This is a genomic window from Janibacter sp. GS2, from assembly GCF_051200835.1.
Taxonomy (GTDB): Bacteria; Actinomycetota; Actinomycetes; order Actinomycetales; family Dermatophilaceae; genus Janibacter.
In genome coordinates, this window is record NZ_CP195161.1 from 2,398,263 (window position 1) to 2,422,645 (window position 24,383).

The 24,383-nt window shown below is 71.4% G+C and carries 21 protein-coding genes; 6 read left to right on the forward strand and 15 right to left on the reverse strand.

Annotated features, from left to right (window positions below):
• Positions 1–15 precede the first annotated feature (15 nt).
• A complete protein-coding gene (locus ACR9E9_RS11580; protein ID WP_435198640.1) occupies positions 16–1,830 on the forward strand; it encodes a glycoside hydrolase family 15 protein in 1,815 nt (604 codons plus the stop codon).
• The gene (locus ACR9E9_RS11585; protein ID WP_435198641.1) at positions 1,827–2,495 is read left to right on the forward strand and encodes an MBL fold metallo-hydrolase; all 669 of its coding nucleotides are present in this window, start codon (positions 1,827–1,829) and stop codon (positions 2,493–2,495) included. The genes ACR9E9_RS11580 and ACR9E9_RS11585 overlap by 4 nt, the downstream gene beginning before the upstream one ends.
• Positions 2,496–2,501: 6 nt before the next feature.
• On the opposite strand, the gene ACR9E9_RS11590 is transcribed toward ACR9E9_RS11585, so the two are convergent.
• Positions 2,502–3,134: a LysE family translocator gene (locus tag ACR9E9_RS11590; protein ID WP_435198642.1), complete on the reverse strand. Its 633-nt coding sequence runs from the start codon at positions 3,132–3,134 to the stop codon at positions 2,502–2,504.
• A 23-nt stretch (positions 3,135–3,157) separates the two neighbouring features.
• Here ACR9E9_RS11590 and ACR9E9_RS11595 point away from each other — a divergent pair, with 23 nt between their 5' ends.
• Complete coding sequence (locus tag ACR9E9_RS11595; RefSeq protein WP_435198643.1) at positions 3,158–4,042, forward strand: EamA family transporter; 885 nt, start codon at positions 3,158–3,160, stop codon at positions 4,040–4,042.
• Between the two features lie 61 nt (positions 4,043–4,103).
• Here the strand turns inward: ACR9E9_RS11595 and ACR9E9_RS11600 are convergent, their stop codons facing one another.
• The 5 genes from ACR9E9_RS11600 to rpsA form a co-directional block, all read right to left on the reverse strand.
• The gene (locus ACR9E9_RS11600; protein WP_435203635.1) at positions 4,104–5,105 is read right to left on the reverse strand and encodes a TerC family protein; all 1,002 of its coding nucleotides are present in this window, start codon (positions 5,103–5,105) and stop codon (positions 4,104–4,106) included.
• A 240-nt stretch (positions 5,106–5,345) separates the two neighbouring features.
• Positions 5,346–7,436: an excinuclease ABC subunit UvrB gene (gene uvrB, locus ACR9E9_RS11605; protein WP_435198644.1), complete on the reverse strand. Its 2,091-nt coding sequence runs from the start codon at positions 7,434–7,436 to the stop codon at positions 5,346–5,348.
• Between the two features lie 36 nt (positions 7,437–7,472).
• Positions 7,473–7,778: a hypothetical protein gene (locus tag ACR9E9_RS11610; protein ID WP_435198645.1), complete on the reverse strand. Its 306-nt coding sequence runs from the start codon at positions 7,776–7,778 to the stop codon at positions 7,473–7,475.
• 50 nt (positions 7,779–7,828) lie between these two features.
• Positions 7,829–9,052: a dephospho-CoA kinase gene (gene coaE, locus ACR9E9_RS11615; RefSeq protein ID WP_435198646.1), complete on the reverse strand. Its 1,224-nt coding sequence runs from the start codon at positions 9,050–9,052 to the stop codon at positions 7,829–7,831.
• A 102-nt stretch (positions 9,053–9,154) separates the two neighbouring features.
• Positions 9,155–10,678 (reverse strand): 30S ribosomal protein S1, encoded by a 1,524-nt coding sequence (gene rpsA, locus ACR9E9_RS11620; protein ID WP_435198647.1) that lies wholly within the window; start codon positions 10,676–10,678, stop codon positions 9,155–9,157.
• Between the two features lie 146 nt (positions 10,679–10,824).
• On the opposite strand from rpsA, the gene ACR9E9_RS11625 reads away from it, so the two are divergent.
• Positions 10,825–11,658, forward strand: a complete 834-nt coding sequence (locus tag ACR9E9_RS11625; protein WP_435198648.1) for a class I SAM-dependent methyltransferase — start codon at positions 10,825–10,827, stop codon at positions 11,656–11,658.
• A 6-nt stretch (positions 11,659–11,664) separates the two neighbouring features.
• Here the strand turns inward: ACR9E9_RS11625 and ACR9E9_RS11630 are convergent, their stop codons facing one another.
• From ACR9E9_RS11630 to ACR9E9_RS11650, 5 genes are all read right to left on the reverse strand, one after another.
• Positions 11,665–12,660, reverse strand: a complete 996-nt coding sequence (locus tag ACR9E9_RS11630) for a UDP-glucuronic acid decarboxylase family protein (RefSeq protein WP_435203637.1) — start codon at positions 12,658–12,660, stop codon at positions 11,665–11,667.
• 12 nt (positions 12,661–12,672) lie between these two features.
• A complete protein-coding gene (locus ACR9E9_RS11635) occupies positions 12,673–13,722 on the reverse strand; it encodes a DUF3068 domain-containing protein (protein WP_435198649.1) in 1,050 nt (349 codons plus the stop codon).
• Positions 13,723–13,798: 76 nt separating this feature from the next.
• Positions 13,799–14,440, reverse strand: a complete 642-nt coding sequence (locus tag ACR9E9_RS11640) for a D-glycero-alpha-D-manno-heptose-1,7-bisphosphate 7-phosphatase (RefSeq protein ID WP_435198650.1) — start codon at positions 14,438–14,440, stop codon at positions 13,799–13,801.
• Positions 14,398–15,009, reverse strand: a complete 612-nt coding sequence (locus ACR9E9_RS11645; RefSeq protein ID WP_435198651.1) for a D-sedoheptulose-7-phosphate isomerase — start codon at positions 15,007–15,009, stop codon at positions 14,398–14,400. The genes ACR9E9_RS11640 and ACR9E9_RS11645 overlap by 43 nt, the downstream gene beginning before the upstream one ends.
• Positions 15,006–16,049 (reverse strand): GHMP family kinase ATP-binding protein, encoded by a 1,044-nt coding sequence (locus ACR9E9_RS11650; protein WP_435198652.1) that lies wholly within the window; start codon positions 16,047–16,049, stop codon positions 15,006–15,008. Before ACR9E9_RS11650 ends, ACR9E9_RS11645 begins: the two co-directional genes overlap by 4 nt.
• A gap of 56 nt (positions 16,050–16,105) precedes the next feature.
• Between ACR9E9_RS11650 and ACR9E9_RS11655 the strand changes: the two genes are divergently transcribed.
• Positions 16,106–17,308, forward strand: a complete 1,203-nt coding sequence (locus ACR9E9_RS11655; RefSeq protein ID WP_435198653.1) for an acyltransferase family protein — start codon at positions 16,106–16,108, stop codon at positions 17,306–17,308.
• Here the strand turns inward: ACR9E9_RS11655 and ACR9E9_RS11660 are convergent.
• Genes ACR9E9_RS11660 through ACR9E9_RS11670 form a run of 3 tightly spaced genes read right to left on the reverse strand, consistent with a single transcriptional unit; the run spans position 17,199 to position 22,707 of the window.
• On the reverse strand, positions 17,199–21,194 hold the full coding sequence (locus ACR9E9_RS11660) for an alpha-(1->3)-arabinofuranosyltransferase domain-containing protein (protein ID WP_435198654.1): 3,996 nt from the start codon (positions 21,192–21,194) through the stop codon (positions 17,199–17,201). The two genes, ACR9E9_RS11655 and ACR9E9_RS11660, sit on opposite strands and share 110 nt — an antisense overlap.
• Positions 21,191–21,907, reverse strand: coding sequence for a class I SAM-dependent methyltransferase (locus ACR9E9_RS11665; RefSeq protein WP_435198655.1), 717 nt, complete (start codon positions 21,905–21,907; stop codon positions 21,191–21,193). Before ACR9E9_RS11665 ends, ACR9E9_RS11660 begins: the two co-directional genes overlap by 4 nt.
• Complete coding sequence (locus ACR9E9_RS11670) at positions 21,904–22,707, reverse strand: class I SAM-dependent methyltransferase (protein ID WP_435198656.1); 804 nt, start codon at positions 22,705–22,707, stop codon at positions 21,904–21,906. The genes ACR9E9_RS11665 and ACR9E9_RS11670 overlap by 4 nt, the downstream gene beginning before the upstream one ends.
• 145 nt (positions 22,708–22,852) lie before the next feature.
• Here ACR9E9_RS11670 and ACR9E9_RS11675 point away from each other — a divergent pair, with 145 nt between their 5' ends.
• Complete coding sequence (locus ACR9E9_RS11675) at positions 22,853–24,097, forward strand: glycosyltransferase family 4 protein (protein ID WP_435198657.1); 1,245 nt, start codon at positions 22,853–22,855, stop codon at positions 24,095–24,097.
• A 105-nt stretch (positions 24,098–24,202) separates the two neighbouring features.
• On the opposite strand, the gene ACR9E9_RS11680 is transcribed toward ACR9E9_RS11675, so the two are convergent.
• The gene (locus ACR9E9_RS11680) at positions 24,203–24,355 is read right to left on the reverse strand and encodes a hypothetical protein (protein ID WP_435198658.1); all 153 of its coding nucleotides are present in this window, start codon (positions 24,353–24,355) and stop codon (positions 24,203–24,205) included.
• Positions 24,356–24,383: the final 28 nt, after the last annotated feature.

A 24,383-nucleotide genomic window follows, 5' to 3' on the forward strand; every position in this document is an offset into this window, starting at 1 on the left:
CCTAGCCTGTCCCCAATGAGCACCCCCATCGAGGACTACGCCGCCATCGGCGACACCGAGACCGTCGCCCTCGTCTCCCGGGCAGGATCGGTGGACTGGCTGTGCCTGCCGCGGTTCGACTCCTCCTCGTGCTTCACGGCACTGCTGGGGACTCCGGAGCACGGCCGCTGGTTGATCGGCCCGGCTGACGAGGCGACGACGACGCGCTCCTACCGGGGTGACTCCTTCATCCTCGAGACGATCCACACCACGGCGACCGGGACGGTCAAGGTGACCGATCTCATGCCACTCGGTGACGCCCGGGCCGATCTCGTGCGGGTCGTCGAGGGCCTCGAGGGCGAGGTGGAGATGGAACACGAGTGGATCGTGCGCTTCGGTTACGGGCGCATTCGCCCCTGGGTGGCCCACTCCCCCGGCCACGAGCTGGACGACGAGGTCATCACGGCCATCGCCGGCAATGACATGCTCGTCCTGCGCGGCAGCCGGCTCCCGACGGCCGTCGACGGTCACCACCACGACCAGTGGACCGTCCGGGCGGGTGAGCACTACAACTTCTCCACGACGTGGTTCGCGTCGTACAAGACGATCCCACCACCGCTGGACATCTCCTCGCGGATCGAGGCCACGCAGCAACGCACCACCGAGTGGGCCAACCGGTGCACCTACGTGGGGCCGTACCGGGAGGCGGTCATCCGCTCGCAGCTCACCCTGCGGATGCTCACCGACTCCCGACGCGGAGGGATCGTTGCGGCCCCGACGACGAGCCTGCCGGAGGACTTCGGCGGAGTGCGCAACTGGGACTACCGGTACTGCTGGCTGCGCGACGCCTCCCTCACCCTGGAGTCGCTGCTGAAGTCGGGCTATGTCGGCCCGGCGAAGCTCTGGCGGGACTGGCTCGTGCGAGCCATCGCGGGCGACCCGGAGGACATGCAGATCATGTACGCCGTCGACGGCGGGCGTGAGCTGCCCGAGCGCGAGCTCGACCACCTGCCCGGGTACGCCGGCTCCCGACCGGTGCGCATCGGCAACGGCGCGGTCGACCAGCAGCAGACGGACGTCCTCGGCGAGGTGATGATCGCCCTCGAGGACGCGCGCGTCCGGGGGCTGGTCGAGTCCGATCAGTCGTGGGCGATCCAGCGTTCGCTCGTGAACAACCTCGCCGATCACTGGGACCAGCCCGATCACGGGCTGTGGGAGATCCGCGGTCCGAAGCGGCACTTCACCCACTCGAGGGTCATGGTCTGGGCCGCCTTCGACCGCGCGATCCGCGCCGTCGAGGTGCACGGGTACGAGGGCGACGCCACGCTCTGGCGGGAGCTGCGTGACAGGGTGCGCGAGGACATCCTCGACCGGGGCTGGAACGAGGCCAAGCAGAGCTTCACCCAGCACTACGACACCGACGAGGTCGATGCCTCCCTGCTCGTCCTCCCGATGATCGGCTTCCTGCCCCCGGACGACCCGCGGATCCTGGGCACCGTTGCCGCCGTCGAGAAGGACCTCATGCACAGCGGCTTCCTGCTGCGCTACCGCACCGAGAGCGGCGTCGACGGACTCGAGGGGGCCGAGCACCCCTTCCTCGCGTGCTCGTGGTGGCTGGTCAGCGCCTACGCCCTCACCGGCCAGCTCGACAAGGGCCACGCCCTGATGCGCCGTCTCATCGGCCTGCTCAACGATGTCGGCCTCATCGCCGAGGAGTACGACGTCGAGGGCGGTCGGCAGGCGGGCAACTTCCCCCAGGCCTTCAGCCACCTCACCCTCATCGGCGCTGCGTATGCCCTGCAGGATGCCGAGACACAGGTCGCCACCACCAGCGAAGGAGAACCAGCATGACCGACACGTACACCCCCGAGGTCACGCCCGGTGGACCCTGGTCCACCCGGGAGCTCGACGCGCTGACGATCCGCAAGCTGGCCGTGTCCGAGATGCACAACAACGTCTACCTGCTCACCTGCCGCGCGAGCGGAACCCAGCTGCTCATCGACGCGGCGGACGAGCCGGAACGCCTCGGGGAGCTCGTCGCCGCGGGAGGTTCGGGGCTGGAGCACCTCGTGACGACGCACCAGCACTGGGACCACGTCCGGGCCCTCGTCGAGGTCTGCAGGATGTACTCGCCGGAGACCTACGCGGGGGAGGACGACGCCCCGGCCCTGCCGCAGCGCCCGGACCACCGGCTGCGTCACCTCGACACGGTGACGTTCGGTGAGATCAGCCTCGACGTCGTGCACCTGCGCGGCCACACCCCCGGATCGGTGGCACTCGCCTACGATGACCCGCACGGGCACGTGCACCTCTTCACCGGCGACAGCCTCTTCCCCGGCGGGCTCGGCAACACCGCGAACCCCGGCCAGAGCTTCGAGTCGCTCTACGCGGACGTCACCGCGCGGGTCTTCGACGTCTACGGCGACGACACCTGGGTCTACCCGGGCCACGGCTCGGACACGACGGTGGGCGCCGAGCGTCCGCACCTGCAGGAGTGGCGCGAGCGCGGGTGGTGAGCCGCGTCAGTGCGTCGAGGCGACCGTCGCGCTGAAGCCGATCATCACCACGCCCATGGTCCCCTCGATGCGGCGCCGGGCCCGCGGGGCCGTCAGTGCCCCGCGGGCCCGATCGGCGAGCAGGACGATCCCGGTGAGCCACACCGAGCCGATGGCCACGAGGCTGAGTGCGTACAGCGCCAGGAGGGGCAGCCCGGCCTGTCCCCCGACGAACTGGGGCAGCACGGCCAGGTTGAAGGCGAGGACCTTGGGGTTGGTGATGTTGCACAAGAAGCCCTGCAGGACCGTGCGTCGTCGGGTCCCTCGCGCTCGAGTGGGGGCGATCGACTCCGCCTCGGGGTCGCGCGTGAAGTCCCCCTTCCAGGCCGCCCACAGGGCCTGGGATCCGAGGAAGAGCAGGTACGCCGCGCCCACCCACTTCACGGCGAGGAAGAGCGGCTCGCTCGCGACGATGATCGCCCCGAGGCCACCAGCGGCGAGCAGGCCCTGGACCGCGCCGGCGGCACTGACCCCGGCCATGGTCAGCAGCCCGTTGGAGCGTCCGCGCACGAGCGAGGCACGCAGCGTGAGGGCGGTGTCGGGGCCGGGGGCGATGGTGATCACGAGGACCAGCACCAGGAAGGAGAGATACGTGGACACCCGGGAGAGCCTAGGGTGACGCCGTGAGCCGTGTCGATGCCGTCCCAGCCCCCGTCCTCGTGCTGGCCGGCGTCGTCTCTGTGCAGTTCGGGGGCGCCCTCGCCGCGACCCTCGTCCCCCAGATCGGGGCAGCCGGTTCGGTCATGCTGCGGCTGGGCTTCGCCACCGCGCTGCTCGTCGCCATCGCCCGCCCCCGCTGGAGGGGGCACAGCCGCCGTGACCTCGTCACCGTCGGATGCTTCGGCCTGGCGCTCGGGCTGATGAACTTCGCCTTCTACGGCTCGCTCGGCCACCTGCCCATCGGTGTGGCCGTGACCATCGAGTTCGTCGGCCCCCTCACCCTTGCTGCGGTCCTGTCCAGACGGCCTCGGGACCTGGTCGCCGTCGGAGCCGCCGGTATCGGCGTGCTCCTCATCTCCCGTGCCCTGAGCGTCCCCCTCGACGAGCTCGAGGGCACGGGCATCCTGCTCGCCCTGACCGCCGGAGCGTGCTGGGCGGGGTACATCGTCTTCTCCGGGCGCACCGGAGCGGCCTTCCCGCAGCTCGAGGGTCTGGCCCTGGCCATGGTCGTCGCCACCGTGGTCATCCTTCCCTTCGGCCTGTGGGACGTCGCCCGCCACGGGACGGGGGCCTGGGACGGGGAGGTGCTCCTCAAGGGTCTCGGGATCGCCGTGCTCTCCTCGGTGCTGCCCTACTCCCTCGAGCTCTTCGCCCTGCGACGTCTCGCCCCTGCGGTCTTCGGCATCCTGCTCAGCCTCGAGCCGGCGGTCGCGGCGATCGCCGGCCTCCTCGTGCTGGGGCAACGCCTGTCACCGGTCCAACTCCTCGGGATGGCGCTCGTCGTGCTCGCCAGCGTCCTCGTCCTCGGTCTCGGTGCGCGGCGGGCACCGCCGCAGCCCACGGACTGACCGGGCACGACGAAGGGGGTCGGTCACCGTCCGGGCGACCGACCCCCTTCGCTCCGTGGCCTCAGTCCGCCGAGTCGCCCGAGCGGACCTGGTCCCTCTCGTCGTTGCGCGTCTTCCACAGGCTGGCGACCGTGGTGACACCGAGGATGACGACGATCGCGCCGAGCGAGATCGCGATCGGGATGTCCGGGACCCCCACGTGCTCGCCACCGTTGATGAAGGGCAGCTCGTTCTCGTGGAGCGCGTGCAGGATGAGCTTCACGCCGATGAAGGCGAGGAGCACCGAGAGACCGATGCTCATGTAGACGAGCTTCTTCAGCAGGCCACCGATGAGGAAGTACAGCTGCCGCAGACCCATGAGCGCGAAGAGGTTGGCCGTGAGCACGATGTACGGCTCCTTGGTCAGGCCGTAGATCGCCGGGATCGAGTCGAGCGCGAAGAGCAGGTCGGTCATGCCCAGGGCGATGACCACGATGAAGAGCGGGGTGGCCACCCGCTTGCCGTTCTCCTTCGTGAAGAGGCGTGAGGTCCACTCCGTCGTGCTCGGCACGGCCTTCTGGAACCACGTGATGACGGCATTGGGCTCCCAATCGTCACCCCCGTCGTCATGGCTCTCCGTGGCGAGCTTGACCGCGGTGTAGAGGAGGAAGGCCCCGAAGACGTAGAAGACCCAGGAGAACTGGTTGATCGCTGCGGCGCCGACGAAGATGAAGATCGTCCGCAGCACGATGGCGATGATGATGCCCCACAGCAGGGCGATCTGCTGGAAGCGCTGCGGTACGCCGAACTTCGCCATGATGATGATGAAGATGAAGAGGTTGTCGACCGAGAGCGAGTACTCGGTCAACCACCCGGCGAAGAACTCGGTGCCGCGTTCCCCGCCGGCCACCACCCACATGCCGATGCCGAAGAGGACCGCGGCGGTGACGTAGAGACCGAGCGTGACCGAGACCTCACGCGTGGAGGGGACATGCGGTCGACGCGCGACCATGACGACGTCGAAGATCAGCACGATGGCGGCGACGCCGAGCGTGAGCAACCAGGCCCAGGTGGGCACCTCCATGGTGCCGCCGCTCATGATCGCCGGCTGGAGTGAGGAGTACGTGGACAACGGGAACCTTCCGGACAGGGGTCAACGTCCGGAGGTCTCTCCCACCAAGGTGGCCGATGTCCCGGGCCGGGGGCCGACCGTGTTGACGAGACATCGCTCGGGGATACTCCCCTCCGCTGCCTGCCATCGTCCCACACGAAGCCCCGTTCCGGCCCGACCCTCGGGTGGGCCGGTCGTGCGCCCAGCGCGCTCTCAGCTGGTCGCGGCGGTCATCTGCCGCAGCTCCTTCTTCAGGTCGCCGATCTCGTCACGCAGGCGGGCGGCCAGCTCGAAGTGCAGGTCCGTGGCCGCCTGGTGCATCTGGTCGGTGAGCTCCTGGATGAGCCGGGCGAGCTCGGTCGCCGGCAGGTCCCGGCCCCGCTCGGTGCCCTCCTCCGCGACGGCGCCCCCGCGGGCGGACTTCCCGCGGGACTGGGAGCGGCCCGACCCGAGCAGCTCGTCGGTGTCCGCGTCCTCGCGCTGCAGCATGTCGGTGATGTCGGCGATCTTCTTGCGCAGCGGCTGCGGGTCGAGACCACGCTCCCGGTTGTAGGCGGTCTGCTTCTCCCGACGTCGTTGCGTCTCGTCGAGCGCCTCCCGCATCGACGGGGTGACCTTGTCGGCATACATGTGGACCTGGCCGGAGACATTGCGAGCGGCGCGGCCGATCGTCTGGATCAGCGAGCGGGCACTGCGCAGGAAGCCCTCCTTGTCCGCGTCGAGGATGCTCACGAGGGAGACCTCGGGCAGGTCGAGGCCCTCCCGCAGCAGGTTGATGCCGACGAGGACGTCGTACTCCCCCAGCCGCAGCTCCCGCAACAGCTCGACCCGGCGCAGGGTGTCGATGTCGGAGTGCAGGTAGCGCACCCGCACGCCCTTGTCGAGGAGGTAGTCGGTGAGGTCCTCGGCCATCTTCTTCGTCAGCGTCGTCACGAGCACGCGCTCGTGGCGCTCGGCCCGCACCCGGATCTCGTGGAGCAGGTCGTCGATCTGGCCCTTGGTCGGCTTGAGGATGACCTCGGGGTCGATCAGACCGGTCGGACGGATCACCTGCTCGACGTGGCCGTCGGACTTCGCCATCTCGTAGTCGCCCGGGGTCGCCGAGAGGTAGACCGTCTGCCCGACGCGCTCGAGGAACTCCTCCCACGTCAGGGGCCGGTTGTCCATGGCGCTCGGCAGGCGGAAGCCGTGCTCCACCAGGGTCCGCTTGCGGGAGGCATCCCCCTCGTACATCGCCCCGATCTGCGGCACCGTCTGGTGGGACTCGTCGATGACGAGGAGGAAGTCCTCGGGAAAGTAGTCCAGGAGGCAGTTGGGGGCGCTCCCCGGCTCGCGGCCGTCGATGTGCATCGAGTAGTTCTCGATGCCCGCGCAGGACCCGATCTGCCGCATCATCTCGATGTCGTAGGTGGTGCGCATGCGCAGCCGCTGGGCCTCGAGCATCTTGCCCTGCCGCTCGAGGTCGGCCAGCTGGGCGTCGAGCTCGGTCTCGATGCCACCGATCGCCCGCTCCATCCGCTCCGGGCCGGCGACGTAGTGGGTCGCGGGGAAGATGTAGATCTCGCTCTCGTCGCGCACCACCTCACCGGTCAGCGGGTGCAGCGTGTGGATCCGCTCGACCTCGTCGCCGAAGAACTCGATGCGCACGGCGAGCTCCTCGTACATCGGGATGATCTCGACGGTGTCGCCGCGGACCCGGAAGGTGCCCCGGGTGAAGGCGAGGTCGTTGCGGGTGTACTGCATGGTGACGAACTGCCTCAGCAGGTCGTCGCGATTGATCTCCTGCCCGACCTTGAGCGTGACCATGCGGTCGATGTACTCCTGCGGTGTCCCCAGGCCGTAGATGCACGAGACCGAGGCGACGACGATGACGTCGCGTCGGGTGAGCAGGCTGTTGGTTGCCGAGTGCCGCAGCCGCTCCACCTCCTCGTTGACCGAGGAGTCCTTCTCGATGTACGTGTCCGACTGCGGGACGTAGGCCTCCGGCTGGAAGTAGTCGTAGTAGCTGACGAAGTACTCGACCGCGTTGTTGGGGAGGAGGTCACGGAACTCGTTGGCCAGCTGGGCCGCCAGGGTCTTGTTGGGCGCCATGACGAGCGTCGGTCGCTGGACCTGCTCGATGAGCCAGGCCGTCGTCGCCGACTTGCCGGTACCCGTCGCGCCGAGGAGGACGATGTCCTCCTCGCCCGCCCGGACCCGTCCCGCGAGGTCGGCGATGGCAGTGGGTTGGTCGCCAGCAGGCTGGAACGGGGAGATGACCTCGAAGGGAGCCACCGTGCGTTGTAGATCGGTCACCGGGCGCATGTCGACCACGGTATGCCACGGGTGCGACAGCCCTGCTCAGAAGTCGACGGGGTGCTCGCCGAGGCCCTCCCGGGAGTCGCCGCTGCGGATCGTGCGCCAGTGTCCACCCGGTCCCCGTCGCAGGGTCCAGCGACCGAGCCGGGCCGTCGGCGCGAGGTCGTGCACGAGCGCCCTGACCGAGGCCTCGGCATCGGCGTCCTCCCGGGCGTCGTGGGTCGCTGCGACGACGAAACGCAGCTCGATGCGCGGTTGCGCGCGCACGATCTCCACGGACCGGTCCTCCACCCGGTGGGTTCGGGCCAGCAGCTCCTCGGCGAGCGGGAGGAGTCGCTCCGGGGCCACTCCCGGAACCACACCGTGCACATCGACGGCAACCCGGTAGGAGGGCACCCTCAGGCGCCCGTCGGCCCGGGGGCCCCTGAAGGACTCCAGCCCGTCTCGCAGGCCCAGGCCTCGACCCGCTCGTGCACCGAGTCGAACCACGGCTCCTTGGCTGCGGCGTACTCCGCCCGCCGCAGACCCGCGGCGGCGAGGCGCTCCTTCTCGGCCCGGTAGTCGGCGCGTGCACCGGGCTCGGCGCTCAGCCAGTCGCGCAGGAGCAGCGCCCACCGCCACCCCGGGGAGCCGACCTCGCGCACGTGCACGTGCACGGGCACGGCCGGGTCGGTCCCGAGGTGGTATCGCTTGGCCCACCGTTGCCGTCCACGGTTCGCCCCCTTGGGGGTGTCCTCGGTGATGGCCTCGATCCGTGGCCATCCGCCCTCGCGCACGGCCTGCACGAAGGGCGCCGAGTCGGCGTCCTCGAGGGAGGCCACGCCGACCTGCAGGTCGATGATCGGCTTGGCGTACATCGGCACCGCAGTCGAGCCGATGTGGTCGACGGTCACCGCCAGACCCTCGAGGCGGTGACGCAGCCGGGCCATGACCCGGGCCGCCGTCGCGGCCCACTCGGGGTCGGGCTCCTCGAGCACGAGGTCCTGCGGGGCCCGCGCGGGGACCTCGTCGGCGAGGTGGTCGGCACAGGGCACCAACCGCTCGCGCCACACCCGGTCGACGGCCGCCACGAGATCGTCGGGGGTGCCGTTGTTGTCCAGCAGGACGTCGGCGACCGCGCGCCGCTGCGCATCGGTGGCCTGCGCGGCGATGCGGGAGCGGGCCTCCGCCTCGGGCATGCCACGGTCCTCGACGAGTCGGCGCACCCGGGTGTCCTCGTCGGTGTCGACGACGACCACGAGGTGGTACTCCCCGGCCATGCCCTTCTCCACGAGCAGGGGCATGTCGTGCACCCCGACCCGGGTCCCCGAGGCCCTGGCCGCCGCGAAGGTCTGCGCCGTGCGCCGCCAGATCGCCGGGTGCGTGATCCCCTCGAGGGCCGCCAGGGCCTGGGGATCGCCGAAGACGACCCGCCCGAGCGCCGGCCGGTCCAGTGCCCCGTCGGCACCGAAGACCGCGTCCCCGAACCGCTCGCGGATCTGCTCCAGTGCCGGCTGACCCGGCTCGACGACCTCACGGGCGAGGACATCGGCGTCGACGATGACCGCTCCGAGCTCGGCGAGACGGCGCGAGACGCTCGACTTGCCCGAGCCGATCCCACCGGTGAGTCCGATATGCAACATGAGCCCGATCCTAGGCACCACCACCGCTGAACCCGGGAACCGACCACGAGAAGGGGGGCGCCGCACCAGTGGTGCGACGCCCCCCTCTCGTGGGTGCTCGGGTCAGTTGCCCGTGAGCTTCTCACGCAGCGCGGCCAGCGCCTCGTCCGAGGCCAGCGTGCCCTCGTTCGTCGGCGCCGGAGCACCGGCACCGGCACCGGCACCGCCGCTCGGGGCTGCCGCGGGGGCGGACGGGGTGCTGTCGGAGCTGTACGAGGTCGTCGTGACCTCGTCGCCGCCCTCGGCAGCAGCAGCGTCGTCGGCCGCAGCCTTCTCCATCTGCGCCCGGTGGGCCTCCCAGCGTGCGTGGGCGTCGGCGTACTGCTTCTCCCAGGCCTCACGCTGCGCCTCGTAGCCCTCGAGCCACTCGTTGGTCTCGGAGTCGAAGCCCTCGGGGTACTTGTAGTTCCCCTGCTCGTCGTACTCGGCGGCCATCCCGTAGAGCGTCGGGTCGAACTCGGTCATGTTCGCGCCGTCCTCGTTGGCCTGCTTGAGGCTCAGCGAGATGCGACGACGCTCGAGGTCGATGTCGATGACCTTGACGAAGATCTCCTGACCGACGTTGACGACCTGCTCGGGCAGCTCGACGTGCCGCTCGGCCAGCTCGGAGATGTGCACCAGGCCCTCGATGCCGTCCTCGACGCGCACGAAGGCACCGAAGGGAACGAGCTTGGTGACCTTGCCCGGGACGACCTGACCGATCGCGTGGGTCCGGGCGAAGTGCTGCCACGGGTCCTCCTGCGTCGCCTTGAGCGACAGGGAGACGCGCTCGCGGTCCATGTCGACATCCAGGACCTCGACCGTGACGTCGTCGCCGACCTCGACGACCTCGGACGGGTGGTCGATGTGCTTCCAGGACAGCTCGGAGACGTGGACGAGCCCGTCGACGCCACCGAGGTCCACGAAGGCACCGAAGTTGACGATCGAGGAGACGACGCCGGTGCGGACCTGGCCCTTCTGGAGCTCCTTGAGGAAGGTCGTGCGCACCTCCGACTGGGTCTGCTCGAGCCACGCACGGCGCGACAGGACGACGTTGTTGCGGTTCTTGTCGAGCTCGATGATCTTCGCCTCGATCTCCTTGCCGACGTACGGCTGGAGGTCGCGGACGCGACGCATCTCCACGAGGGAGGCGGGAAGGAAGCCACGCAGGCCGATGTCGAGGATGAGACCACCCTTGACGACCTCGATGACGGTGCCGGTGACGACGCCGTCCTCTTCCTTGATCTTCTCGATGGTGCCCCAGGCCCGCTCGTACTGCGCGCGCTTCTTGGAGAGGATGAGTCGACCCTCCTTGTCCTCCTTCTGGAGGACGAGGGCCTCGACGCTGTCGCCGACGGCGACGATCTCGGCGGGGTCGACATCGTGCTTGATCGACAGCTCGCGCGAGGGGATGACGCCCTCGGTCTTGTAGCCGATGTCGAGAAGCACCTCGTCGCGGTCGACCTTGACGATGTGGCCCTCGACGATGTCGCCATCGTTGAAGTCCTTGATCGTGGCGTCGATGGCGGCGAGAAGATCTTCCTCAGAGCCGATGTCGTTGATGGCGATCTGAGGGGCTGCGGTCGTGTCGACCGTGCTGGCAGTCATGTAGTAGGAACTCCGATTGTGGACAGTTGATCGAACGGAACGGGTGCACAGCACCCGCGTGCCCGGGTGGGCACACCAAAGTGCAGTCCCATCGTAATGGCGCGTGGCGAAGGGGGCAAAACCGCCCGTCGGCTACCGTCCGGGGCATGACCCAGGACCGTCCGGATGCCGTCACCGCCTTTCCACGCCGCGAGAGCGGACAGCAGGAGACCGTCACCGCGAACCGCTCCTGGTGGGACCGGGAGGCCGAGGACTACCTCGACGAGCACGGGGAGTTCCTCGGCGACGCCGACCTCGTGTGGGGCCCCGAGGGATGGACCGAGGAGGAGCTGCAGGTCCTCGGCGATCCCGCACGGCTGCCCGGCTGCGACGTCCTCGAGTTCGGCGGTGGCGCCGCCCAGGGCGGCCGGTGGTTCGCCTCCCGGGGCGCCCGCGTCGTCTCCAGCGACCTCTCCCGCGAGATGCTGCGCACGGCCGGCCGTCTCGACCGGCGCTCCTCCGGGCCGGCACCCGCGCTGGTCCAGGCGGATGCGACGCGGCTCCCCTTCGCGTCGGAGGCCTTCGACGTCGTCTTCTCCGCCTACGGGGCCACCCCCTTCGTCGCCGACAGCGCCGGCCTCATGGCCGAGCTGGCCCGGGTGCTGCGCCCGGGCGGCCTCCTCGCCTTCTCCACGTCGCACCCGATCCGATGGGCCTTCCCCGACCTGCCCGACGAGACGGGGCTGACGGCCACCGGCTCGTACTTCGACGAGACCCCCTACGTCGAGGACGTCGGGGGTCGGGCGAGCTATGTCGAGCACCACCGGACGATGGGCCACCGGATCGCCGAGATCCTCGACGCCGGGCTCGTCCTGCGTGCCGTCCACGAGCCCGAGTGGCCGGCGGACAACGAGTCCGTCTGGGGAGGCTGGTCACCGCTGCGCGGCTCACGCTTCCCCGGCACGGCGATCTTCCTCGCCACCCGACCCTCGAGGGACTGACCCGGGTCAGCTGCCGGCGAGGATGTGCGCGGTCTCCCGCGCGTCGAGGGGCGGCTGCGCGAAGTGCGCCGTCTCGGTCTCGGTACGGAACCACTCGATCGTGCGCCGCAGGGCGGTCTCGATCTCGACCTCGGGCGCCCACCCGAGGAGCCGGTCGGCGAGGGTCGTGTCCGGCTGGCGCACCGTCGGGTCGTCCACCGGCCTGGGGATGTGCTCGATGACCGAGGACGATCCCGTGAGCTGGATGATCCACGCGGCGAGGTCCTGCATCGAGATCTCGTGCGGGTTGCCGATGTTCACCGGGCCGGCATGGTCACTGTCCGCCAGGGCCAGGATCCCCGTGACGAGGTCGTCGACGTAGCAGATCGAGCGGGTCTGCGACCCGTCGCCGGCGACGGTCACCGGTTCGCCCGCGAGCGACTGCCGGATGAAGTTCGGGATCGCCCGGCCGTCGTTGGGGCGCATTCGCGGGCCGAAGGTGTTGAAGATGCGCACGATCCCGGTACTGATGCCGTGGGTGTTGCGGTGGGCCAAGGTCATCGCCTCGGCGAAGCGCTTGGCCTCGTCGTACACGCCCCGCGGTCCGACCGGGTTGACGTTGCCCCAGTAGCTCTCCGGCTGGGGGTGCACCTCCGGGTCCCCGTAGACCTCGGAGGTGGAGGCCAGCACGAAGCGCGCTCCCGTGTCCCGGGCCAGGGACAGGGCGCGCATCGTGCCGATCGACCCGACCTCGAGCGTCTCGATGGGCAACTGGAGGTAGTCCACCGGGCTCGCGGGCGAGGCGAAGTGGAGCACGAGGTCCACGGCGCCCTCGAGCGAGAAGTCCCGGGTGACGTCGACGTCGCGCAGCTCGAACCCCGGCCGGTCGCGCAGGTGAGCGACGTTGGCGGGGTCACCGGTGACGAAGTTGTCCAGCGCCACGACCTCGTCCCCCCGAGCGATCAGCCGCTCGCAGAGATGGGACCCGAGGAAGCCGGCGCCACCGGTGACCACCACCCGCATCGTCACGGACGCTCAGTACCCGTCGATGTCGCGGCGGCGGCGCGCCGTCGTCTCGTCGGGGTCCGAGGTCCCGAAGACCGGGTCTCCGCGGCCGTCGTCGGCGTAGGCCGGCTGAGCATCGAGGCGGCTGCGACGACCGATGAGGACCGAGAGGACGATGCCGGCGAGCAGGAGCACGAGACCGAGGATCGTGAAGACGATGGGCAACGTCGTGTGGACCATCTTGAGCAGGGACGCCTTGGACTTGTACTCCTCGACGTTCGTGTCGACGGTGTCCTTGGTGAAGCGCGAGGTCGTCTCGAGCGCGTTGACCGTCTTGCCGTTGTGGCGGAACTCCTGCTTCTGGTCCTCGACCCGGTCGAGGACGACACCGGTGACGGGGTCGACCCAGAAGGTGCGCTCGTTGCTGTAGTAGCGGTCCGCCTGCACCGCCGGGGAGGTCGGGGCACCGCCGAAGAGGCTGCCCGGCAGCTCACGGGTCGCGTACTTCGTCTCCGGGACCGTCATCGAGTACTCGTAGGCCGTCATCCCCTGGATGTCCGTCTGGCCCTCGTAGGTCACCGGGAAGGACTTGCCGACGGTGCTGTCCCACCACGTGTAGCTGTCGACCTTCTGCGCGTCGAAGGGGAACTTCACCAGGAGGCCGTCACGCTTGACCTCCTCACCGTTCTTGGACTCGCCGCAGCAGTTGACGGCCTGACCGGTGTGCCGGTCGAAGACGAAGACCTCGGTGGAGGCGTCCATGGGCCAGTTGTCGTCGTTGTTGTCGCTGACCTGCCCGCTGTTCCAGACCGCGATGTCCTGACCGGACTCCTCCGAGGCCGCCGCGGAGGCCTCCGGGTCGCCGATGATGCGTGCGGTGGTGGTCAGCTCCCCCGAGCCCGGCCGGACGTTGTCCGCGTCGAAGAACTCGGCGTCCGGGTCCTGCACCTTCTGGGTGGTGTTCTGGTCGGTGGGGACGACCGCGAGCTGGGGGTAGGCATAGAACCGGAAGAGCAGTCCCATGGTGAGGATGAATGCACCGACGAACATGATGATCGCCGGCAACAGGTACTTGCGCACGAAAGAACCCTCCTTGGCCCGGAATAACTTACCGGACAGTAGCACCTTGACGCCGGTCGCACCGTCCGTCGGAAGCCTAGAGGACGTGGCCTTCGCCACGTCGCAGCTCGTCCGGCCCGTCATCGCGGGATCCACGCCCCAGGCGGTCGCCGACCGCCCCGCCGAGCCCGAGCGTGGCACCGACCCGGACCGTTCCCATCCCGAGGCCTGCGGCCGGCGCGAGGTCGGAGGGCATGTCGCCGATCATGAGGCACCGCGCCGGGTCCGCCCAGGGAGCCCGGGCGAGGGCCTCACGAAAGAGCCCGTCACGCGGCTTGCGGCACGCGCACTCGTCGTGGCCGTGCGGGCAGACCACGATCGCATCCAGCCGCGCGCCGGCCGCGGCCAGCTCGTCCGCGAGGCGCGCGTGCACGGCCTCGAGGTCGGCGCGGGTCAGCAGCCCGCGGGCGAGCCCGCGCTGGTTGGTCACCAGGACCGTGCGGCTCCCCGCCCGGTTGATCCGGGCCACGGCCTCGCCGGCACCGGGCAGGAGCACGAGCTCGTCGGGTGTCCTGACGTAGCCGTCCGTGATGCGCTCGTTGAGCGTCCCGTCACGGTCGAGCAGGACGAGGTCGAAGGGGGCGTCCGGCCCGACCGGCTCGAGGACCTGCGGACCGGACCACCAGGGACGGGGGGTCAGCGCTCCTCCTGCATGCTCAGGTCGACCGCCTCGCACCACGCGTGGGCCCACAGCATGTGGACCTCCTGGATGCGGGGGGTCTCGGCCGAGGGCACGACGAGGAGGTGGTCCGCGTGCTCGTGCTGCCCCTCCCCCTTCGCCCCCGTCATGAGGATCGTCACCAGACCACGCCGGCGGGCCTCGCCCAGGGCGGCCACGACATTGGGGCTCGTCCCCGACGTCGACATCGCGAGGAGGACGTCACCGGGGCGGCCGAAGGCCTGGACCCCGCGGAGGAAGACCTGCTCGAAGCCGTAGTCGTTGCCGATGGCCGTGAGCGAGGAGTGGGACTCGGCCAGGCTGATCGACGGCAACGGGTGCCGGTCCCGGACGCACTTGCCGAGGAACTCCGCCGCCACGTGGCTCGCGATGGCGGCACTGCCGCCGTTGCCCGCGACGAGCAGGGTCCTCCCGGCACCCAGGGCGCGCAGGACCTCCCGGCCCGCGGCGTCGACGCGGCCACGCGAGTCCGCCGAGGAGATCTGCCTCGCGAGGTCCGCCCAGGCGGCGATGCCCGCCTCGAGCCGTCGGGTGACCAGCTGCGCGTGGGTGTCGTCGTCCATCGTCATCCCTGCCCCTTCCAGGTCGTCACGCCGTGCTTGGTGAAGGTGAACTCCGAGACCGACAGCCCGAGCCCGAGCAGCGCGTCCGCGACGACGTGCCGACGCTCGAACTCGCAGATGAAGATCAGGTGCCCTCCACCTCCGGCACCGGTGACCTTGCCCCCGAGCGCCCCGGACCGCAGACCGAGGTCGACGGCCTCGGAGATCAGCGGCGTGGTGATCCGCGAGGACATCCGCTGCTTCTCCCGCCACGACTCACCGAGGAGGCGCCCGAGCTCGTCGACCTTGCCGCGCAGGAGCGCCACGCGCATGGCATCCGCCAGGTCACGCTGGGCCCGCAGACCGGCGACGGCGTCCTCGTTGCCCGTCTCGTAGCGGGAGACCTGGTCCTCGATGATGTGGTCGCTGACCCGGGTCCGGCCGGTGTAGGCCAGCAGCATGTTGTGCTCGAGCTCGTGGACCGTGTCGGAGCGCACGCGCAACGGGTTGACCACGACCTCGCCGTCCTGGCGGAACTCCATGAAGTTGAAACCGCCGAAGGCCGCCGCGTACTGGTCCTGGTACCCCCCGGGGATCGCGAGGTCGTCGCGCTCCAACCGGTAGGCCAGCTCGGCGATCTCGTGCGGACCGAGGTCGAGTCCGCAGTGCCGGGCGACGAGGTCGATGACCGCGACCATCACGGCGCTCGAGCTGCCCAGGCCGGATCCGGGGGGCGCATTGGTGTGCAGGAAGAGGTCGAAGCCGTCGGAGGGCAGCGCCCCCTGACGCGTCATGATCCGGGCGATCGCCGCCTTGGGCAGGTCGAGCGTGCCGTCGAGCACGAGCGGCGTCCCGACGTCATAGCCGATCGAGGTGCCGTAGTCGTGCGACTCGACGGTGATGTGCCCGTCGGATCGCGGCCGCAGGGTCGCATAGGCGTAGCTGCCGATGGTGGCGCTGAGCACCGCCCCGCCCTCTCGCTCCGGGAACGGGGCGACATCGGTGCCGCCGCCGGCGAAGCTCACCCGAAGGGGTGCGCGCGCACGCAGGACCGGGCGCAGGGTCATGGATCTCCCTCTCATGGAGCACAATCGGCTGTGATTACCGAATGGTAGGTGACGACATGAGTACCGACGTGCGATCCCGGTCACGCATCCTCGGCCTCGACCTGCTCCGAGCGGTCGCGGCGTGGCTCGTGCTGCTCTCCCACGTGGCCTTCTGGACCGGCGCCGGCGCCGAGGGGGTCATCGGTGGGCTGTCCGTGCGGGGCGAGCTCGGGGTGGCCGTCTTCTTCGCCCTGTCCGCCTTCCTGCTGTCCACCCCCTTCGTGCGGCGGGGGCTCGGCGCATCCGTCCCGTGGTCCCCCCGCACCTACCTGCTGCGCCGGGCCGCCCGGATCCTGCCCGCCTACCTCCTGGCGCTGCTCGCGGTCGTCGTGGCCGCCGCCCTCCTCGGTGGTGCGGCGGCGGACGCCCTCGACGTGCCCACCGTGCTCACCCACCTCGTCGTCGGCCAGGGCTGGACGGGCGAGACCTTCCAGGCGTTCACGCAGACGTGGAGCCTGACGACCGAGGTGACCTTCTACCTCGTCCTTCCCCTCCTCGCCGCAGCCCTCGCGCCCCTGACGAAGGGAGCCGGCCCCGCCTCCTCGGCCCGTCGGATGCTCGCGGCCCTGGGCGCCCTGGGGGTGGCCGGCCTCACCGTGCAGTGCCTGGCCGGCCTGCTGCCCGGTGCCCAGCTGGCCGGTGTCGTCGCGACGTCCGCTCCCGGCCATGCGGCCTGGTTCGCGCTGGGGGCCGCCGTCACGGTCGTCATCGAGGCCGAGCGCGCCGGCGTCCCGGTCTCCCGGCGACCCGGCCTGGAGGTCCTGCGCACGAGCCCGGGGACGCTCGTCGCCCTCGCCGGCGTCCTGTGGCTCATCGCCTCGACCCCGATCGCCGGCCCCCGGGGCCTCGAGCCGGCCTCGGTGCCATCGGCCCTCGCGGCCGAGGTCCTCTACGGACTCGTCGCGGTCTGCCTGCTGCTCGCGGCGACGAGCCGCGGCCTGAGCGACCTGCTCACCGACTCCCCCTCCGCCGGTTTCGTGGAGTGGCTCGGCAACATCTCCTACGCCGTCTTCCTCTGGCACGTGCTGGTCTTGCAGGTGGCCTTCGCGGTCCTCGACCTCGAGCTCTTCGCCGCCCCCTTCGCCCTGACGCTGCTGCTCGTCACCGTCGTCAGCGTGGGTCTGGCGCACCTGTCGTGGAGTCTGCTGGAGCGTCCGGTGCTGGCTCTCGCCCACCGGCGTACGCGCGCGCCAGGGCCGCAGCCAGCACCCCGAGCGTGAAGGCCCCGAGCCCCTGGGAGACCCAGGCGCCGGCCGACTGACGCTCGGCGACTCCGAGCACGGACAGGGCGATGCCCGCCGCGGACAGCACGACGGCCACGGCGAGGGGCCGGTGCCGCACGGGTACGAGGCCTCCGAGCGCCCCGGCGGCCAGCCCCATGGGTCCGGCGACCACGAGTCCGACCAGGGCGGCGAGCAGCACGCCGACGAGGACCGACCGGACAGCGAAGGGTGCGTCGCCCGTCTGGCCGGGAGGCGCAGGGCCACCGGCCTCGACCACCGCCTCCCCGCGGGCGGGGTCCCGTCGCCGCAGGGCGAGCTCGAGCGCCAGCCACAGCGCCAGCAGCACGACGGCACCCGCGCCGAGGGTCAGCGCCCACCGGTGGTCGTCGTTCGGGGTGAACTCCACGCGGACGGTGCCCGCGTCGCCCTCCGGGAGGAGGAAACCCTGGCGCCAGCCGTCGATGGTGGTCGCGCTCAGCTCCCGTCCGCTCTCGTCGACGGCCCGCCACCCGTCGTTCGCGCCCTGGGTGAGCACGAGGACGGACTCCTCGCCCGCACCGACGTCGAAGGTCCACTGCCCGGCGTGCTCCCGGCTCGACACGGGTCGCCGTGGGGCCACCTCGGCCGCCGCCCAGTCGGTCGGCACGAGGGCGACCCGCTCGGGGACGAGGCCGGGCACCCCTGCGGCGGTGATGGTCCCCTCGCCCGCGGGCAGGTTTCCGCAGGAGGACGCCGTGACGGTGTCTCCGGCGACGAGCTGCGAGAGCGGGGCGGTCAGGCCCAGCCCGATGCTCCCGTCCGCCCGGCCGACCGACCCGGCCCCCGTGCAGGTGAGGCGCACCTGCCCCCCGGGCCCCTCGACGCCGGGCAGGCTCACCTCGGGCCCGGACCACACCGCACGTCCGGGGGGGCGGGCGAAGGTCAGGGTGAGCTGCCTCGTGCGCTGCGCCGGGATCGTCAGCTCGGTCCCCGCGGGCAGCACGTAGCGGCGGGAGTCGGTCGCGACGGTCACCGGGCCGACGGACCGGGACAGGCGGATGGTCTCGACGCGTCGCTCCTCCCCCAGGTCGAGGGAGAGGGTCGGCTCCGCGGCCCCCGCGGCCGGGGTCCACCGGGTCGAGGTGTCGCCGTCGACCGCCGCGACCGGCCACTCCTCCAGGTCGAGGGAGGTCTCCGCCCCGGCCGGTGGAGTACTGCCCTGCAGGCTCCACGGCGCGGCGAGCAGGTCCTGACCTGCGTCGTCGGGGCGGACCCGGACGGCGGCCCGCACCCGGCTCTCGGGCAGCGCCCCGACCCGGCGCACCAGGTCGGCCGGGTCCTCACCGGCGGAGACGACGGCGCCCCCGCGCGGGTCACGGGTGAGCAGGACCGGTCCCTCCCCCGCCGGGAGCGTGAGCCCGGTACCGAGCTCGGGGACGCCCTCGAGCTCGACCTCGCGGACACCGACCGGTGGCGCGTTGCCGTCCGCGTCCGTCGTCGTGGTGAGGTCGATGGTCACCTCCTGCCGCGCGGACCCGTCGAGCGGGACCCGCCAGGTCTGCGACCCCTGCGGCTTCTCCCCCTCGCTCCCGCCGACCGACACCGACGTCAGGTCGCCGAGGTCACCGCCCCACGCCTCGTGCACGAGGACGGACGTCGGTCGCGACCGGGTCGGCAGCCGGAGGGTGACCTGCTGGCGGGCCCGCCCGTCCCCGCTCACCCACGCGGTCCGGGAGTCCCCGTCGACGAGCGCCGCCGCGCCCGCCCCTGCACCCCGCCACCCCCGGGCGAAGGGGTCGGCCGCGCTCGAGCTCGTGGTGAGGCCGCTCAGCCCGCTGTGGAAGCGGGTCGTCTCCTCGACCGGCGGGCCCGTGCCACCCGGAGCCAGGTCCCGGGTCCCGACGGTGCCGGGGCGGGCGTCCTGCGCCGGGAGGGTCGGGCTGGCGCCCGTCGTCGGGGTGCGCCCGGAGTTGACCGCCTGCCACCTCAGGGTGTCGGTCCGCACCTGCGCCTCCTCGCCGGACCCGGTCAGCCGCAGCACGGCGTCCGGGTCGAGCATCCCGGCGGCCACGAGCGCGAACCAGCCCTCGGGCGAGGCCGCGGCCGGGACCACCCCGTCCCTCGGGACGACGGTCGCCGGGGTCGCGGGCTCGTCGAGACGCCACAGGCTGATCTCCTCCTGGCCCTCCCCCTGGGACCAGATCCGCGAGAGGCCGGGCGACGCCTCGAGGGTCGCGGCAACGTGGCGGGAGTCGACGGCCCCCAGGTCAGGACTGAGCCCGCCCCGCACCACGACCCGCGAGACACCCAGCCGACGCAGTCCGTCCGCCAGGTGGGGCTGGCCGCGCCCGGTGGCGGTGAGCTCGTCGAGGTGATCGAGGACCCGGGTGGCGCCGGGGTGCCCGAGGGGCGCCGCCGCCCGGGTGAGCACCGGTGACTCCGCGAGCGCCCGCAGCGGCTCGTCGGTGACGCGCCCCCAGGTGAAGTCCGCCGACCGGGCGCCGGGCAGCACGAGGGTCGTCCCGCCGTCCTCCGCGGCGGCCTCGTCCACCTCGTCGGCGGCCACGGTCCAGACCGCGGGGATGCCCTCCGGGGCCCAGGCGTCACCGACACGTCCCAGCCACACCGGGGACAGCGCTCCGATGAGGGCGAGGACGCTCACGACGACGACCACCTGCCGGGCCAGCGCGCCGGCCCCGCGCTCGACCCGCGTCGCCCAGTGCGCGAGCAGCCCGACGCCGATGGCGACGGGAAGACGCACGAGCAGATCGGCCTTGTGGACATTGCGCAGCGGGGCCAGCGGACCGTCGAGCATCTCCTGCACGACCCCGGCCAACGGGCCCGACCCCGACCCCGACCGTCCGGCGGCCATGGCGACGGCACCGACGAGCACGAGCACCAGCGCCCACCGGGTGAGGTGGCTGCCCCTCTCGTCGTCCGTGGTCTCGCGCTCGCCCCGACGCCGCAGGATCCCGGCCAGGCCGAGGCCCGCGAGCACCGTCGTCGCGATGATCGCGGTGACCGACTGGGCGAGCACCCACCCGCTCTGCCACGTCGGGTGGTCGCCCCCCGTGAGGATGAAGGCGATCCAGTGCTCGGTGCCGCGCAGGACGTTGGTCACCGAGGCGACCGCCGTCGTCATGGCGGCGACCTCGATGTGGTCGAGGAAGGGGTAGGAGTACTCCCCGAGGACGAGGAGCGGACCCAGCCACCACAGGGACCCCAGCGCGACGGCGAAGGACCACCAGCCCAGGGCACGCCACCGACCGCGTCTGCGGGGCGCGAGCAGGATCCACGCCGCGGCGGGCACGAGCGCGACGAGGGAGACGGTGGCGTTGACGCCACCGAGGCAGGCGGCGAGCAGCCCGGTGACCACGGCGCCGCGCCGGCGGTCCGCTCCCTTCGCTCCGGGGCCCACCATGCGGTGCGCCGCCAGGACCAGCCACGGCGCGAGGGCGTAGGGCCACACCTCGACCGAGATCTCGGCGAGCACGGTGAGGACACGAGGAGACAGGGCGAAGACCGCGCCGGTGAGCAGCGCCGGGATCGCCGGGAGGCCCGCCACCCGGCGGGCCAGACGCTCCGCGCCGAGGAAGGCGAGGACGAGCAGGATCGTCCACCACAGGCGCTGCACGGCCCACCCGGGCATCCCTGCGGCATCCCCGGCGAGGAAGAGCGTGCCCATCGGCCACAGATAGCCGTAGGCCTGGTTCTGCAGCTCGCCGATGCCCGTGTGGTCGTTCCATGCCCACAGGGCGCGCTGGAGGTAGCGCGCCGGTGAGACGACGAGGTCGGTCTTGGTGTCCGGCTGGAGGTGTCCGGGTGCGACGAGCCACGGGAGGACGGCGACGAGCAGGGTCGCGACGACCCGCTGGAGTCGCTGACGGGAGACGTCGGGCGTCATCGGCGTCGCAGGATGAGCAGCAGGTTCCACGTGACGACCTCACGGATGCCGGGCAGGCGCAGGATCGCGGCGCAGGCGTCCGGGAGGTACCGGGGGCGGGCGGCGAGCACCTCGGCGTCCACCGCGTCCGCCCAGGCCAGCCCCTGCCGCACGCTGACCCGGTGGAGGGTGTCGCCGACCCGGTTCTTCGGCGGGTGCCCGTGCACGCGCTCGTAGCGACGGATCGCCCGCTCCCCACCGAGCCAGTGCCACGGGGAGGTCTCGTGGCCACCCCAGGGCGAGAGCCAGTTGGTGTAGGAGAGGAAGACCACACCCCCCGTCCGCGTCACCCGCAGCAGCTCGTCGGCCACGGCCTCCGGGTCGGGGACGTGCTCCCACATGTTGCTGGAGAAGACGACGTCGATCGACCCGTCGGCCAGCGGCAGGCGACGGGCGTCACCGACGAGGCCCCCGTCCCGCACGGAGGGCACTCCGGCGTCGTGGTCGAGCGGCACGTACTGCGCGCCGGCCGCGCGGAAGGCCCGGGCGAACTCGCTCGGCCCGGCCCCGACGTCGAGCACCGTCCGGCCACGCAGGTCGGTGTGCTCGCGCAGCAGCTCGAGGGAGTCGGCTGCCAGCTCGGAGTAGAAGCGCTGCGGGTCGCTCTGCTCGACGAGGAAGGCGGAGAACAGGCGTACCGAACGCCGGAGCCCGCGACGCGGTGGGGCGGTCACGGGCACCCCCGGTGACCGCCCGGACGACGGGCGATCAGCTGGAGGGTCGCCCGACTGCGCGGACGCACGAGCCGCTGCCCGATGACGACGGGGAGGCTGGCCACGGCGCCGACGAGCACGGCCCTCGAGCCGAGGACACCCCGCGGACGGGACCGGGGCCGCAGGGCACGGGCCAGGCTCGCGGCGTCGACGCTCAGGCTGTCGAGGAGCAGGCGACGGACCTCGATGTCGACGAATCCGGCGTCCGCCGCGGCCCGGGCGAGCGAGTCCGCGGAGAAGAAGCGCACGTGGGTGGGATCCTCGAGCATCCACCACGCGGCGCCGTACCGTCCGAGACCGTCGCCGTCGCCCGCAGGGGTGAGGAAGCTCGCGCGACCCCCCGGTCGCAGCAGCGCGAGGGAGGCCGCGAGCGCCCGGTGCGGGTCGGTGACGTGCTCGAGGACGTGGATGCCGTAGACGAGATCCTGGTCCCCCGGCAGCCCGTCGGTGTCCTCGATCCCGCCCACACGCAGGTCACCCTCCGCGCGCACGACCGGGTCGACGTCGACCTGCAGCTGGTCCGGGTCGACTCCGGCCACCGCGGCACCGGCATCACGGAAGCGACGCAGCATCGACCCGGCGCCGTAGCCGATCTCGAAGACCCGGTCGGGCACGCCCTCACGGACGAGCTCGCGATGCGTGAGGTCGAGGCGGATGCGGTCGAGGGTCGGCTCCCCGCCGTAGGCGAGGTCGCGGTGGTCGGCCGGGCAGCGTCCCAGGTCGCGCAGGACGTGCCCGCAGCGCTCGCACCGCTCGACCACACACCCACCCCGCAGGGCCTCGCCACGGACGGTACTGCCGCACACCTCACACCCCGAATCGGGCCGGCCGCCTACCGTTGGGTAACTCACGGCGCTAGCCTATCCGTCGGTGTCGTGAACTCCACGGGGCCGGCGAGGAGAGACGATGACGACGAGCAGGACCACCACGAAGACCCCTCTTCGGGTGCTGTACCTGTCCTGGCGCGACCGGGAGAACCCCGAGGCCGGCGGCGCCGAGACCTTCACCGAGCGAACCTCGGAGGTCCTCACGCAGCAGGGGCACGAGGTGACGATCTTCACCGCCTCCTTCCCCGGGGCCAGCCCGCGGACACGGCACGGCGACGTCGACGTGGTCCGGCGGGGCTCGAAGTTCAGCGTCTACTTCCACGGCATGTGGCACGTCCTGCGCCACGGTCGCGACTACGACGTCGTGCTCGACGTGCAGAACGGCGTGCCCTTCTGGTCGCCGCTGGTGTCGAAGGTGCCGGTGGTCAACATCGTCCACCACGTCCACCGCGACCAGTGGAGCGCGGTCTTCGGTCGCCGGGTCGCCCGACTCGGGTGGTTCCTCGAGTCGAGGGTCGCCCCCTACGTCTACCGCCGCACGCGCTACGTCACCGTCTCCAGGTCCACGCGCAGCGAGCTCGACGAGCTCGGCGTCGACCCGGGACGGGTCGACCTCGTCTACTCGGGCAACGACCGGCCGGGCGACCTCGACCACTACGCCGCGATGGAGCGGACCGAGGTCCCGTCGATGCTCTTCCTCGGACGCCTCGTGCCCCACAAGCACGTCGAGCAGGCCATCGACATCCTCGCCTCCCGCGCCATGAGCCACCCCGACCTCGAGCTCCACATCGTCGGCGGGGGCTACTGGGAGGAGGAGATCGCGGAGCACGCCCGCGCCCGCGGCGTCGAGGCGCGCGTCCACCTCCACGGCTACGTCGAGGAGTCGGTCAAGCACGAGCTGCTCGCCCGGGCCTGGGTCGTCGTCATGCCCTCGCACAAGGAGGGATGGGGTCTGACCATCGTCGAGGCCGGTCTGCACGGCACCCCGGCCGTCGCCTACGGCTTCGCCGGGGGGCCGAGCGAGTCGATCGTCCACGGTCGCACCGGCCTGCTCGCCGACTCGGTCGGCGAGTTCGAGGACCACGTCATCGAGCTCATCGACGACCCCGCCAAACGCCGCGCCCTGGGCCGCACGGCCCGCCTCTACGCGAGCTCCTTCGACTGGGGCCGCGCCGGCCGTCGCCTGGAGTCGGTCATCGCGTCCGTCGTCGGGCACGGCGACCGCTACCGCGATGACGTCATCGACCTCGATGCCCTCATCGCCACCCGGCCCCCCGAGCTGGCGCTCGTCGACGACGAGCAGCTGCGCACCGTCGCCTCCTGAGGGCCCCGCGCCCGACCCAGCGCGACTGCGACGTCGCGCCCGAGCACAGACCGAAGGGGGGCCGTCCGCGTGATGCGGACGGCCCCCCTTCGGTCTGTGCGGAGGTCAGCTGTTGTAGTTGATGATCTGCTGGTTCTCCTGGGGCACGTCCTGGCCGTTCTGGTACTGCACGATGCCGAAGATGGACAGGGCGGCAAGGAGCGCGCCGAGCACGGTGCCACCCACGTTGTACGCGATCTTCTTGGTACCGGTGTTCACAGAGGCCCTCCAGAGCGGATGTCTTTTC

Coding starts and splice junctions, on each gene's coding strand:
- ACR9E9_RS11580 (WP_435198640.1), top strand. CDS start 16: ATGAGCACCCCCATCGAGGACTACGCCGCCATCGGCGACACCGAGACC.
- ACR9E9_RS11585 (WP_435198641.1), top strand. CDS start 1,827: ATGACCGACACGTACACCCCCGAGGTCACGCCCGGTGGACCCTGGTCC.
- ACR9E9_RS11600 (WP_435203635.1), bottom strand. CDS start 5,105: ATGGAGGTGCCCACCTGGGCCTGGTTGCTCACGCTCGGCGTCGCCGCC.
- uvrB (WP_435198644.1), bottom strand. CDS start 7,436: ATGCGCCCGGTGACCGATCTACAACGCACGGTGGCTCCCTTCGAGGTC.
- coaE (WP_435198646.1), bottom strand. CDS start 9,052: ATGTTGCATATCGGACTCACCGGTGGGATCGGCTCGGGCAAGTCGAGC.
- rpsA (WP_435198647.1), bottom strand. CDS start 10,678: ATGACTGCCAGCACGGTCGACACGACCGCAGCCCCTCAGATCGCCATC.
- ACR9E9_RS11625 (WP_435198648.1), top strand. CDS start 10,825: ATGACCCAGGACCGTCCGGATGCCGTCACCGCCTTTCCACGCCGCGAG.
- ACR9E9_RS11630 (WP_435203637.1), bottom strand. CDS start 12,660: ATGCGGGTGGTGGTCACCGGTGGCGCCGGCTTCCTCGGGTCCCATCTC.
- ACR9E9_RS11645 (WP_435198651.1), bottom strand. CDS start 15,009: ATGACGATGGACGACGACACCCACGCGCAGCTGGTCACCCGACGGCTC.
- ACR9E9_RS11650 (WP_435198652.1), bottom strand. CDS start 16,049: ATGACCCTGCGCCCGGTCCTGCGTGCGCGCGCACCCCTTCGGGTGAGC.
- ACR9E9_RS11655 (WP_435198653.1), top strand. CDS start 16,106: ATGAGTACCGACGTGCGATCCCGGTCACGCATCCTCGGCCTCGACCTG.
- ACR9E9_RS11660 (WP_435198654.1), bottom strand. CDS start 21,194: ATGACGCCCGACGTCTCCCGTCAGCGACTCCAGCGGGTCGTCGCGACC.
- ACR9E9_RS11675 (WP_435198657.1), top strand. CDS start 22,853: ATGACGACGAGCAGGACCACCACGAAGACCCCTCTTCGGGTGCTGTAC.